The sequence below is a fragment of the Shewanella sp. Scap07 genome, assembly GCF_013394145.1.
In the GTDB taxonomy this organism is placed as follows: domain Bacteria; phylum Pseudomonadota; class Gammaproteobacteria; order Enterobacterales; family Shewanellaceae; genus Shewanella; species Shewanella waksmanii.
This window is the reverse complement of sequence record NZ_CP041329.1, coordinates 4,731,074-4,743,525: the sequence shown is the minus strand read 5'-3', so window position 1 is coordinate 4,743,525 and position 12,452 is coordinate 4,731,074. Positions and strand designations below refer to the sequence as shown.

11 protein-coding genes are annotated in these 12,452 nt (G+C 46.2%); 3 read left to right on the top strand and 8 right to left on the bottom strand.

Going from position 1 to position 12,452, the window contains the following annotated elements:
- Positions 1-53: 53 nt before the first annotated feature.
- On the top strand, positions 54-698 hold the full coding sequence (locus FLM48_RS20910) for a TetR/AcrR family transcriptional regulator (RefSeq protein ID WP_179026003.1): 645 nt from the start codon (positions 54-56) through the stop codon (positions 696-698).
- Here the strand turns inward: FLM48_RS20910 and FLM48_RS20905 are convergent.
- The 8 genes from FLM48_RS20905 to FLM48_RS20870 all read right to left on the bottom strand — a co-directional run bounded on the left by FLM48_RS20905 (position 695) and on the right by FLM48_RS20870 (position 9,452).
- Positions 695-2,626: a methyl-accepting chemotaxis protein gene (locus FLM48_RS20905; RefSeq protein WP_179026002.1), complete on the bottom strand. Its 1,932-nt coding sequence runs from the start codon at positions 2,624-2,626 to the stop codon at positions 695-697. The genes FLM48_RS20910 and FLM48_RS20905 overlap by 4 nt on opposite strands.
- 38 nt (positions 2,627-2,664) lie before the next feature.
- Entirely contained in the window at positions 2,665-3,708 is a 1,044-nt protein-coding gene (locus tag FLM48_RS20900) for an inorganic phosphate transporter (RefSeq protein WP_179026001.1), read from the bottom strand.
- A gap of 11 nt (positions 3,709-3,719) precedes the next feature.
- Positions 3,720-4,388, bottom strand: a complete 669-nt coding sequence (locus FLM48_RS20895) for a DUF47 domain-containing protein (RefSeq protein WP_179026000.1) — start codon at positions 4,386-4,388, stop codon at positions 3,720-3,722.
- Positions 4,389-4,484: 96 nt separating this feature from the next.
- Positions 4,485-5,309, bottom strand: a complete 825-nt coding sequence (locus FLM48_RS20890; protein WP_179025999.1) for a hypothetical protein — start codon at positions 5,307-5,309, stop codon at positions 4,485-4,487.
- A 14-nt stretch (positions 5,310-5,323) separates the two neighbouring features.
- A complete protein-coding gene (locus tag FLM48_RS20885) occupies positions 5,324-6,691 on the bottom strand; it encodes an OprO/OprP family phosphate-selective porin (RefSeq protein WP_179025998.1) in 1,368 nt (455 codons plus the stop codon).
- Between the two features lie 292 nt (positions 6,692-6,983).
- Positions 6,984-8,321 carry a hypothetical protein gene (locus FLM48_RS20880; RefSeq protein ID WP_179025997.1) on the bottom strand — a complete coding sequence of 446 codons (1,338 nt, stop codon included), beginning with the start codon at positions 8,319-8,321 and terminating at the stop codon, positions 6,984-6,986.
- 3 nt (positions 8,322-8,324) lie between these two features.
- A complete protein-coding gene (locus FLM48_RS20875; RefSeq protein WP_028773602.1) occupies positions 8,325-8,798 on the bottom strand; it encodes a CYTH domain-containing protein in 474 nt (157 codons plus the stop codon).
- An 18-nt stretch (positions 8,799-8,816) separates the two neighbouring features.
- Complete coding sequence (locus FLM48_RS20870; protein ID WP_179025996.1) at positions 8,817-9,452, bottom strand: hypothetical protein; 636 nt, start codon at positions 9,450-9,452, stop codon at positions 8,817-8,819.
- Between the two features lie 321 nt (positions 9,453-9,773).
- Between FLM48_RS20870 and FLM48_RS20865 the strand changes: the two genes are divergently transcribed.
- Positions 9,774-11,375, top strand: a complete 1,602-nt coding sequence (locus FLM48_RS20865) for a DASS family sodium-coupled anion symporter (protein WP_084632532.1) — start codon at positions 9,774-9,776, stop codon at positions 11,373-11,375.
- Between the two features lie 44 nt (positions 11,376-11,419).
- Positions 11,420-12,442 (top strand): helix-turn-helix domain-containing protein, encoded by a 1,023-nt coding sequence (locus tag FLM48_RS20860; protein WP_028773605.1) that lies wholly within the window; start codon positions 11,420-11,422, stop codon positions 12,440-12,442.
- The last annotated feature ends 10 nt before the right edge of the window (positions 12,443-12,452 follow it).

The window sequence follows — 12,452 nt, the reverse complement described above, 5'->3', positions numbered from 1 at the left end:
TGGTATTGTGAACTGAATGTTCATGCCATTTAACAAAGTGTGACGGGGTCGATATGAGTAACTGGGAACAGCGTGGACAATATTTAGTTGAGGTTGCTCAACGTTGCCTCAAAGGCCATAAATCGTTTGATTTATGTCGCTCACATTTGGTTAAAGCCAGCCAAATTTCTAAAGGTACTATCTATAATCATTTTCCCAGTGAGGCCGATCTAATCGTTGCAGTAGCGGTAGATGATTTGCAAATGTGTTTGGCCCAAGCGCAGTTGGATGAACAGCATTATAGCAATCCATTTTTACGCTTTTTATATCACCATTGCTGGCGTCTGCATCATGTTCTATCGCAGCAGAAGTTTGTGATTCAGCGGGTGATGCCCAATGAAGATATCCTCAATGCAGCAGGTGATTACTACCGAGACCAATTCAACCATCACTACCAGCAATACAAACAGTGGCTAGCAGCGACCATTGCCGAGATAGGCTTGGTAGAAGGCTTTGATCGCCACGAGCTCGTCTCTCAATACTTGCGTGGCGCGATCATTAACTGTGATGACGACAACAAGTCAGCAGATGATCCGCAGTTATATCATCAATACTGCTACGCCATTACTCACTTACTGGGTCACTCAGATAAGCGCATTCCCACCAAAGCCCACTTTAGCCAATGGCTGCAACAACTGCAGGGTAGCAAAGCGGCCTAAGTGTTAGTCGGCGTTAGGTGAAATTTATTGCAATCAGTGCTTAGCTGATTAGTCAGCTCACTAAGCTGAGCGGCGCCCTGCGCCACTTGCTGTGAGATACTGGCAACTTGACCGCTGGCATCTTCTATTTGTGCCAAACTTCGCGTGAGTTCATAGGTGGCCTGAGCTTGTTCATGACAGCCAGAGGCAATCGATGCCAAATGTGAAGTGGCTTGATCCATTTGTGCCACAATCCCCTCAAATGCCAGCTCGGTTTGTGCGGCAATATCGTTGCCGTCGGCCATCTGCGTGATGGATGCGTTAACCAATAGCGTGGTTTTTGAGGCTGCGGTAGCCGTGCGATTAGCAAGCTGCCGCACTTCATCGGCAACGACGGCAAACCCTCGTCCATGTTCGCCCGCTCGGGCCGCTTCAATGGCCGCGTTCAGTGCAATTAAGTTGGTTTGATCGGCAATATTGGTGATTTCACTCATGATATGGGCAATCTCATCGCCAGAAGTTCGCATCTGCGCTAAGGCTAAAGACAGCTGCTGCATCTGCTGATGGCTCTGGCTGGCCTGCGTTAAGCTGTGTTGACCTTGTACATTGATATCGGTTGAAGCCGTGGCGGTGATTTTAGTCTGGCTATCAATTTCATGTAGTGCAGAGCTCATGGCGGTGACCAAATCGAGCTGTTCGGTTGCACCTTGAGCCAGATCTAGACTGCCGTTGTTAAGATCATGACTATTCTGTTCAATTGCTTGGGTACACTGCTGCACCGACCGTACTAGATGGGACAAATTCAGCAGCATTTTTTGTAGCGCTAGCCCCAGTGCGTCTCGCTCGCCGGCCAATTGCACCTCAAAGGCGAGATCGCCGTGGGCAATTTTCTCTGCCGTGGCAATCTGTTGCTTTTGTACTTGCACCAAATGCGCCACCGCATGGGCAATATGCCCAAGCTCATCTTGGCGTTGCAATAGCTTGTGCCAAGCCGTTTGATTTAGCTGACTGAGCTGAATATCCCCTTCTGCAAGGTGAGCCACGGCGCTGGAAACGGTACTCAAACCTCGGGTGACGACATTCACCAGTTTAACAATTAGCAGTGCCACAATGATGATGGCAACAGCAGCCACAGCCGAGCTAACAAGTATCAACTTGCGCTCATTGGCAATTAACACTTGGGTATCTACGGCGCTGATAATTGACCAGCCGCTAGTTGGCTCTTTGACCACCCAGCCGCGATAGTGAAGTTGCGCTTGGTTAAACTGCACCGTTTGTTCAGACAAATGACATAAGCTATCTAAATCAAGTTGTTCGTTCGCTAGCGTTGGCTGCGGGTGTGCGACCAATTGGCAACGACTCGACAGCACAAAACTGCTGCTTTGGGGCTGAGTTTGGCTCAAGTCGACATACTCGTTGTAAAAATTGTCCAGTGGTAGGCTCATGAATAAGATATTGTCGCGGGAAACCTGTTGGGCAAAAGTGACCAATAACTTGCCATCAACTCGGCTATGCACAGGTTCAGAAATAACCAGTTGCTTACTGTTCAGCGCCTGCGTGACATAGGGCATGGTTTGATAGTTTTTACCGATACGTTGTGGATTACTGGCGGCAATCACCCGTTGTTGACTGTCCAATAACGCGATGTTTCTGGCGCCATTGTGTTGGGCTGTGGCCGCTAAGTGAGCCGATAGCTTGGTCTGCCAAGCCTGATCTTTTGCCGCTAAGCGCACAAATGGACTCTCTGCCAGTGCTGCTAAGGTGTGCTGGTGGTTGTTCACCCAACTACTGATATTGTCACGGAGCAATGCTGCACTGGTTTGCATGGCACTCGATGATGCTGTTTGCATCATGGTTAAACTTAGGCTGATACACACATAGGCAATGCTAACGAGTGCCAATGTGACTAAGGGGATCAGTAAGGCATTAAATCGATGACGTAGCTTCATAGCGCACCTTTGTTGGCAAAGAGCAGATCACAGTGGCGTTAAATGACCACTTGCTTAAACAGGTTTTGGATGATGAACAAGCCAATAAAGCAGGCAATAGCGGACATAATTGGTGTGATGACCCAACCGATAAGAATCCGCCCCAATACTCGCCACTGTACCGGCAACTTTTTCAATAATGCGATACCGACCACCGCGCCAATTACCGCCTGTGAACTCGATACCGGCACCAGCGGGATTGCGGGTAAACCTAAGCTAACAAAGGCATTGGATAGGCTTTGAGATGAGAAGATAAACAGCACAATTGAATGAGCCATCACTACCACCCAAGCGGTAACAGGCGTCATGGCGATGAGGTTATCGCCTACGGTTAACATCACTTTTTTAGAGTAGGTAAATACGCCGATGCTAATGGCGATGGCGCCAATGAAGAACAGCTGCATGGCCGGGGTTAATGTCAGCCCAAACAGATCCATTGGATCAATGGGGGCGCTGAGTACAAATACACCCATTACGTTAGCAATATTATTAGCCCCCAAACTGTAAGAACCAAACGCACCAGCAAGGATTAATCCAATGCGGGTCCATTTATCCAGTTGGAACAACCCTGGGCGCAATCGCGCGATACTGGTACTCACAAGCTTGAACAGTAACACCGCGGTAATGGCCGCTAAAATAGGGCACAGCACCCAAGTGCTGAGGATTTTAGTCAGCACTTCTGAATCTGTAGGCATACCGCTAAACAGGTTCCAACCGATGATAGCGCCCACAATCGCTTGGCCTGTAGAGACCGGCAGGCCGGATTTAGTCATAAAATAAACCGTGGTAGCGGCAGATAATGCCACGGTAAATGCACCGCCTATGGCAGAGACTTTTCCTAGCGCGCCTAAGGTGTGTGATGCCCCAGCGCCACTGATCACCGCGCCTAGAATCACCATCACCGAACAGATGAGGGCCGCGGTGGAAAACTTGACCATTTTCGAACCTACAGCAGTACCGAAAACGTTGGCAGCGTCATTAGCGCCTAGTGACCAGCCGAGAAATAAGCCGCTAGAGAGAAAGACCCAAATCGCAATATCCATATTGTCGCCCCTTACTGCACACGTTTGAGGGTGAAGATGGCAATGCGGTCACTGATATCTTCGGCCAAGTTGGCGACTTGGTCTAAGCGGTCGCAAAAATAGCGCAGTTGGATTTTATTCACGAGTGGCATGTCGGTATCGAATAACATCACTTTGGTGCGGGTGCACTGCTTGTCGGCTTGACTCTCAAAAGCGATGACTTTGGTGTGATACTCCTGTACTCGCTGCAAGTCGGTAAAAAAACTTTTAGCGCACAGCAATGTATGGTCGATGGTTGCACCAACAATATCGAGTAAAGCCAGCAGCTCTTGGCCTACAGGCTGGGGAATCAATGGTTGCTCAATTTTAAGATGCAGGCCAATAGTCTCTTGGCGGTTGATTAATCGATCGGTCAGATCGATAAGTGAAGCCACGTCGGAGCGTAGATCGGGGATCAAGGTTTTTCGATACAGGGTTTGTTCGATTTCGCGTTTAAGTAAATCCGCTTGATGTTCAATCTCTTGCAGTTCTTTTAGTGCTTGGGCAAAGGCGTCGCTTTGTGGGCCGTAGTTTAAGTAACTAGTCCACATTTCTACCGATTTATGATGCGATAAAGTGACTTGATCTAAGAACAGATAGACCTTGGTTTCGGTCGATTGGGATTGAGAAAGCAGCGTAGTGAGCCGAGAAAAGCCAAACATGGCATCTCCTTGTCGTGAGGGAAGTAGGGATTTTTTGAGGTGGCAGTCTCGCTAGACGGGAGCAGGGACTAGCGAGCCTGCAGTGGTCGCGCAGTACTACTTGAAGGCGTTACTCATTTCAAACGTCGCTTTAGTTTTAGAGCCTTGATGGCCCTGTCCTAGATTGACGGCGTTGACCTGTTCAAATAAATGCTCATAAGCTTGTTCGAGTCTGTCCTGATTCTTTAAGCTGCCTTTAAATGAAAACTCAGTAAACGTGATACGCGGTTGTCGGTAGTAGGGCGTCCAAAGTTGAAAGTCTATTTCCAAATCATCAAAGCGACGATCCTTAAGTGCACCCTCCCAACCATGGGTACGCATAACAATGGTTTGTGCAAGATCTTGTTGGTTGGCTTGATAGATATCACCGACGATAGACCAAATTGCTTTATCTTTTTTCAAGATATTAAACACTTGCTCATAATCAACATCTTTGACGTTAATATCGCCAGGTGAGTAGGGAATATCGTAGCTGACGCTGTAAGCCGCCTTACCATTGGTAAAATCGATTTCCGCTTTACGGTACTGGCTCACATCACCAAAACCTTGCGGGTCTTCAGCGCGGAGTTTGACGGTAATTTTGCTCTTGCGCGGTTTAGTGACATGCTCTCTCACTCGAATATTGATATCTTTGGCTTTAAAAGCGCGGTTAGGAGTATCAATATAAGTCACTAATTTAACCGAGATATCATCGTCAAACGTGATGAAGTCAAAAGCTTGTTTGAAGTCGTTACTGAGCTTATTCGCGCCATAGGGTAATGTTTTACCTACCCCAGTATTGACGTGATACTCCAACGAAGTAAATTGCTCTGGTGATAACGCATAAGCGCTTGAACTTAGGCATAAATTGACCAGACCGATTAGAAATAGATTGTTTCTCATCTGCTTGGCTCCTTTTAGAATGCGTACTGTAAGCGGGCTTGGAATATGTTGCCGTCTTGCTCATACAACATCAGGTCGGGGTCGCTATGATGCTCGAACCCCTGTTCATAATCGGCTTTGGTATGCACGTAGTTAAACTGCGCTTTTAAGTTGTTTTCGATATACCAGTTAACGCCAATAACATAGTCGGTTTTCTTGCCGCCATAGATGTTGGCATCGGTATCATTGAAATCAGCGTAGTCGACTCGCGCGGCAATTTCCCAGGCACCATAACCACCTTTTGATAGTGCGTTTTCAGGTTTAACCGTTTTAAAGGTGCCTTTCTTATCGCCGTAGCGCCAGCTCTCTCCTGTTAAGGTATAAACCGCTTGTGCATAGCCACTGTTAAAGGTCGCGCTGCCCATGTTATCGCCCTTAATGTACAGATCATCGGTTTTTGCTAGCATGTATTCGGCTTGCATCAGTAAGCTACGATGTTGGTATGCTGCTTCCAAACCATAATGCTGGGTTGATTGGGTATTGAATTTACCCGTATCAATCAAACGACCCGTGGCTTTGGTATTTGGTCGAGCGCGGTAACGGGTCTCTTCCATATTGCTATTGTTTTTGGTGTACAGTGCGCTGGCGCCTATGTGCAATAGGTGGTCACTGTTGTTGATGGGTGCCATGGTAAATCGGGCATTAAATACGTCTTGCTTTTCATTGAGGTCATCATCATTCACCAAGGCTGTCACACCGTAGCCAGTGCTAAAATTATAGCCGTCGCCGTAGTATAACCAAGAAGCACCAACTGCACGCTCAGGTGAGAAGGTATCGGTACTGGCGCGTTCCAAAAATGCTAAATGGGCTGAACTGCCTGTGGCCTCAAGGCCAAAACCAAACTTCTGGAAACCGAGTTTAATTTCGCTGTTATCAAACCCACGGTAATTGACGTTGGCATCTTTAACTTCAACTTCTGACACGCCATCAAAATCAAATTCCAGCGAGTATTTCCATACATTGGAGAAATACCCTTCTACCCCAAACCGAACACGACGGAAGCTGACTTCATTAATGCCCTCTTGGTATTCCAGTTTGTTGCCGGTATAGAAAGGATCGGCGTTAACATAGTCGAGCTGAATACGCCCCGTAAACTGCATGGTTGATTGGCCATCTTTGGACATTAACTCTGGTGACGGGTCACCGGTTTCAAATTTGACTCTATCGCTAGCGTTGGCAGCATCTTTTGCTTCTATGAGCTCAATTTCTAGCGCGTTTAGGCGCTCCTCTAGCTCAGTGATTTTATCTGCTTCAGTCGCCATCGCGGCTGATGAAAAACACAGTAGTGAGGTTGAGATTGCAACGGCAATGCGAGACCGAGAAAAACCATTTTTGTTCACCATAATGCATATCCTTAATATCTTATTCTAGATGTTAACGCGGTGTAAGAAATCTGCTGTTTCCTGATGAACTAATAGTAAGCAGATCGCGGTAAGAAAAACTTGATCCATGTCTATTAATTTCAACTTAATCGTACAAAATGTTTTTATTTTATTTTTGCGAGTAATGATGGTTTTTTAGCAGTGATATAGTTCAGTATAAGTTGAGAGATTTACTTTAAGGCGTGGGGAGGCGACGCCCAATCACAAGGGAGTTTATGCGTAGTAAAAGTGAGTTGGTCAACACTGGTTGCGGCTATAAGTTATTGATTTTGATCTTGTATATACCGTGAACCCCTTTTCTGCTAGTGACGATTCGGTGCTGACTATAGGTCAAGCCATCGCCTAAATCTACGCTGATCAACAGGTGAATTGTATGGACTTTGTGTACCGTCGCTAGGCGAATGTTTTGCCCTTGCTGGTAGTGATGATTGCTGAGGATTTTCGGCAATGAACGCAAAGTCTTACTTAAGTTAATTGTCAGTTCATCTATAAACTTTTCTTTGCTTTTTCGTTGTTTCTCGGTGTTAAAATTGTAACGTCGTTGGTAGATCCAATGACGACTATCCTGGGACGTCTCTTGTCCCGGTCGGCGATTTAATATCGACTGAATTTGCTTGGGTAAATGCTGTTGTGATTGGCTGAAAAAACTCTCAGTGGTGGCAGCAATTTCTACCTGACGACTGCCTTGATAGTAGCGTGACTGGTGTTGAAAATAACGAGAAGAAAATACTTGCATTAAATATTGCCGCCCAAGCTCTTTAATTCGATCCTTGAGGATGTAGGAGATAACCAAAGAGAAAAAGAACGGTGTAGAGAAATTGCCAAATGCTTGCTGGGTGAAAAATGCCACTGCGGTTGCGAATGCCATCGCTAGCGCAGCCGCTACACCAAAAATCAGCTGCTCAGCATATTGGCCGTTTTTGAGTTTCTTACGCTTGACTTTATACGGCGTATTTATCACTTTTCGGCCGAGATGGAGCTTATTCAGTAAACGCTCTTGGCCCTCTTCACTATCATCATGCAGCTTAAATTTATGCTGCTTTGCTAAGGCAATATTGCGCTCGAGTAATCGGCTTAGCCTAGGCGTATCTGTTGAGTTTTGCTGGCGCAATAGTGCCAGCAGCGACTGGTGCAAATCATAGGTGAGCTGGTGGCGCGCGAGTTTATATAGTCGTGCTTGTCCAAGATGTTGCTCGTTGTCATGAATTGCACAACATTGCTCGATCGCGTCATTCAGTTGTAATAGTAGTGGCTCATCGGCACCGTTAAGTAACTGACGGATGTCGGTGACAAAGTGAGACAGTGCTAGCCGGTAGCGGCGTTGATTGGTCCGGGCTTGTGCATATGCCGTATGTTTTAAAGTGAATAGTGCACGCTGCACTGAATCCACACTGGCGGTTTCATCAAACCTAATCACTTGCTTCTGCGATAGATTTTGATAGAAGCTACTGGGGTTGGCAATGTCGCTATTTTCGGCCAATTGCGAGGGAAGAAAAAAGTGAACCTTAAGCTGGGCGCGCTTAACGTGGGCCGGAAATTCGGCGCGCACGTTAAGGTGGTACTGGTCAGCTTTAAATAGCGACACTGTCATGGGCTATTGCCAGGTGCTGTAGGGTTGCTTCATCAGCATGGAGTTATAGTAACGTGCATCTCCAGTCACTTCTTGCGCCAACCAAGAGGGTTTATTGACCACTTGATCTTCGCTAGTTAACTCCACTTCAGCGACAACTAAGCCCTGATTACTTTGATAAAACTCATCGACTTCAAATATGTGGTTAAGATGCTCAACCAGGTAACGTGTTTTATCAATGACTCCAGGTTCGCAGATGGCCAGTAATGCTTTGGCTTCTTCAACAGGGATCTCTTGCTCCCACTCATAGCGCGAAGCACCAGATTCATTGCCGATTCCTTTGATGGTTAGGAAGCCTTTTTCACCTTTTATGCGTACTCTGACTGTGCGCTCGGGTACGCTGCTTAGGTAGCCCTGTACAATACGTACAGCGCGAGCAGCTTGATGTTTGAAGTCATCGTTTTTGACTAGGTACTTACGTTCAATCTCTTGAGCCATTGCGCTGTTCTCCTATATTTAGTTTGCTAGCGGCAGGTTTTTCATACCGATAACACGTTTAATAGCTTGTAAATAGTTGATGTTTTCTACGCCTTCTAGCTGCACATCCTTAATGGTTTTTTGAATATCTTCTAGCTCAGTAGATTCGCTGTTAATGCTGACAATCTTGGCACCATTAACCAGCACATTGGCCACTTCACAAATGGTGTCGTTAACCATATAGCCAAAGCGTTGCTTGTGAATTTTCACCGCTTGCAAATCCGCATGGGCATCAATAATGGCGATGAACTCGTCAAAGCTGTATTGGTTTTGAGTCAGTTCAGGAAGTTCGACCATGAAGGCAGGAAAAATCTCTTCAACCAGCTGGGCTCGGCTAATGGGGAACTCGGCTTTGAGCTTTGGATCCCATTGCTCAAGTCCATCTACGGTTTGTACATAAGATTTCACATCCATCTTGCCATCGCGAATTTTGGTGTTATTGAGATCATTGGTACGCGACATGATATAGATTTCATCGCTTTCGCGATGCCAAACTTTTTCTGGAACCGGATTAGACAAGCGTGCCATACGCTCTGCTGCGGCGCTAAAGTCTTGACCAAAGGTACGAAATTCAAATCGAGGCTTAGATATTTCACCAATTTTAAGTGCTGACATTGAGGTTTCCTTACAAGTATTTGTGTTTGTTTGGACTGCCTAAATACAGTACTGACAAAATCGTCAATAAAAATCGATCTAGATCAAATTTTATTAAAATTAGTTTAGACCTAATCTTACATCTCATTCCACCTTCTGATGTTTTCTATAAAATAAATTCAATTAAAACAGTGTATTGTCTTGGTCTTTATTGCTGGATGCTTTCTGTTGTTTATTTTTTATTTAAAACTAAAAGTATTTTTTGTTGATCTTGATCGCCTTTTTATTAAGCCAATATGGGTAAAGTTGTTTTACAGTTAATTCGCTTAGGGAATAAGAATAATGTCTAAAACTGAAGTGCCCCAAACCGACCCGCTCGATATGAGCCAATATCGAATGGAAACGCTCCCCGTTAGGTCAAAAAGTCGTTTCGAACTCTGGTTGGCACAAGCAGGTATTTGGATCGCTCTAGCGGTATTTGTGGGCATTCTTATGGCAGAGCCGGCGAGCTTTTTAGTTAACTTTGACCCACAAACATTAAGTCAGACCGCACTAGAGCGGTTTGAAACCGATGGTCTCGCTATGTTTAGTGCTCGCGGCACTGCAATGCTTGCCATTTTTTGTGCCGCAGTCATTTTGTGGATCACCGAGCCCATTCCCAACTACTTAACCTCGCTGATGGTGATTATTGCGATGGTGCTAACTGGGGTATTACCGGAAAAAGTGGCTTATGCCCAGTTAGGCCATCCGATTATGTGGCTCAATATCCTGTCATTTATTCTCGCTTCTATGTTAGTGACTTCCGGCGCTGCCAAACGTTTTGCGCTGTGGTTCATTTGCCGATTTGGCACCAGTGCAACACCGATTTTTTATAGCTTTATGGTGATCAATTTAGTGCTGTCAGCGTTTATTTCAGCCACCACCGCTAAAGCCGCCATTCTGATGCCGATTTTCATGGTGATTGCAGCGGTATATGGCGCCCGTGGCGGTGACAATAAAAACAACTTTGGCCGTAACTTAGTGCTGCAAAATTTACTGCAAATTAATCTGTGTGCCGGCGCGTTTGTGACCGGCTCTGGCGCTAACCTGTTGGCAGCGAGTTTGATTGCCGGGGCGATAGGCGGCAGCTTTTTCTTTGCAGACTGGATGATTGTCGCACTGCCGATTGTGCTGTGTATGATTGTCATTGGTTGGTTAGTGGCGACTAAAATCTTCTTTCCTTTAGCACCAGAAGAGCGCTTGCCGCAGATTGAAGGTGGCATGGAGCGTTTGCAATCTGAGCTCGATAAAATGGGCAAGGTGTCGTGGCGTGAAATCAAATCTCTAGTGATATTTGTCACCATCTTATTCTTTTGGGCTACGGATAAATACCATGGAGTCAGCGCCACAGCGATTGCCTTTATTGGCGCCATCGTTGCCCTGTGTCCACGTATTGGTGTGGTGAACTGGAATGAGGTGGATGTGCCCTGGCATTTACTGCTATTTTCAGCGGGAGCGTACACTTTAGGTGCTGGTTTTAAACAGACTGATTTACCGAATCTGGCGGTGAATTTCAGCCTGGAGTATTTTGGTTTAGATGAAAGTACACCGTTTAGCGTGTTCTACATTGCGCTTACAGGGGCGATGTTATTGTCATCACTGGTATTTCAGTCCAAGACTATGCGGACTATGTTGTTTGTGCCGATTGCTATCGGTATTGCGCAGCGATTTGATTTTCCCATTATGAGCTTGGCGTTGCCGGTGGCGTTACTCATTGAACATGTTTACGTTTTACCGTTTAATAGTAAGCCTGCGTTGTTACTATATTCGACCGATCATTATAGTTTGAGTGATACCTTCAAGTTTGGCTTCACCATGTTGATGATTGGTTGGGCAAGCAGTATTTTAATGGGTGAGACTTGGTTTAAATGGTTAGGTTACGCACCCAATGGTGTATTTTGGTAGTGCATCGACGTAGTATTTTTAATGATTGTCAGGCGAGATAAAGTATGAGTGCCAAGAACAATGAAATTCGCAGTAAGCTAGCGCTGTTACAGCTAGCAGAAGAGCTTGGTAGTATTAGTAAGGCCTGTGAGATAATGGGCTATAGTCGTGACAGTTATTACCGCTTTAAAAAGCAATATGCCACAGCCGGCGAGCGTGGCCTGAAAAACCTCTCACGCAAGAAGCCGGCACTGAAAAACCGAGTGTCTGCCGAAGTAGAAGAGCAGGTGATAGAGATTGCGCTCGACTATCCCAATTATGGTCAGGCCAAAGTCGCCGAGCTACTGACTGCCCGCGGCTGCAATGTGTCGGCATCGGGAGTGAGAACAATATGGGTGCGGCATAACTTAGAGACTCGCAAAAACCGACTGTTAGCCCTTAATGCCAAACTTAAACATGAGCAGTCTTGGTCCCCCCTAGAGCAGCAGCATCTTGAGCAACTACACAAGCTCACTCCAGATGATCCGGTATTTGAATGCCTTTTCCCCGGCGATATCTGCGTGCAGGATACCTTTGATTTGGGGGATATAGCCCCGCTAGGTCAGCTTTATCAGCACACGTTTGTCGATGGTTATAGCCAATATGCGATTGCGGTGGTGATGACCGACAACAGTTCGGCATCGGCGGCCGAATTTTTGCAAAATATCGTTCAGCCTTGGTATCAGTCACAGCAGTTACCTATCAATAGTATCTTAACCGATAGAGGTACCGAGTTTTCGGGTAAAAAGGGCGCCGCATTTAATGACGTATTGGCGCAAAGCCAGATTAAGCACATTCAAATGCGTGCGTATAACGGTCCGGTCGTGAATGGTTTAGCTGCGCGATTTCAGGCGTTTGCCCACAACGCATTTTTTGAACCTTTCTTAAAGGCCAATAAGGTGACGTCGTTAGCGGAGCTCAATCAACATTTTGCCCAGTGGCAGCACGATTACAACGTTAATCAGCCCCTATCTGGTAGGTATACCTTAGGTAAAACCGCTACCGAAGTGCTAGACAGCAGCCGCCACTTGATAAGTGGCGTGGAGTAACTGCTGAGCT

Bases quoted from the DNA above. Each gene is read 5' to 3' on its own strand.
- FLM48_RS20895 (WP_179026000.1), bottom strand. From the start codon at position 4,388: ATGTTTGGCTTTTCTCGGCTCACTACGCTGCTTTCTCAATCCCAATCG.
- FLM48_RS20880 (WP_179025997.1), bottom strand. From the start codon at position 8,321: ATGACAGTGTCGCTATTTAAAGCTGACCAGTACCACCTTAACGTGCGC.
- FLM48_RS20860 (WP_028773605.1), top strand. From the start codon at position 11,420: ATGAGTGCCAAGAACAATGAAATTCGCAGTAAGCTAGCGCTGTTACAG.
- FLM48_RS20910 (WP_179026003.1), top strand. From the start codon at position 54: ATGAGTAACTGGGAACAGCGTGGACAATATTTAGTTGAGGTTGCTCAA.
- FLM48_RS20870 (WP_179025996.1), bottom strand. From the start codon at position 9,452: ATGTCAGCACTTAAAATTGGTGAAATATCTAAGCCTCGATTTGAATTT.
- FLM48_RS20865 (WP_084632532.1), top strand. From the start codon at position 9,774: ATGTCTAAAACTGAAGTGCCCCAAACCGACCCGCTCGATATGAGCCAA.
- FLM48_RS20900 (WP_179026001.1), bottom strand. From the start codon at position 3,708: ATGGATATTGCGATTTGGGTCTTTCTCTCTAGCGGCTTATTTCTCGGC.
- FLM48_RS20885 (WP_179025998.1), bottom strand. From the start codon at position 6,691: ATGGTGAACAAAAATGGTTTTTCTCGGTCTCGCATTGCCGTTGCAATC.
- FLM48_RS20890 (WP_179025999.1), bottom strand. From the start codon at position 5,309: ATGAGAAACAATCTATTTCTAATCGGTCTGGTCAATTTATGCCTAAGT.
- FLM48_RS20875 (WP_028773602.1), bottom strand. From the start codon at position 8,798: ATGGCTCAAGAGATTGAACGTAAGTACCTAGTCAAAAACGATGACTTC.
- FLM48_RS20905 (WP_179026002.1), bottom strand. From the start codon at position 2,626: ATGAAGCTACGTCATCGATTTAATGCCTTACTGATCCCCTTAGTCACA.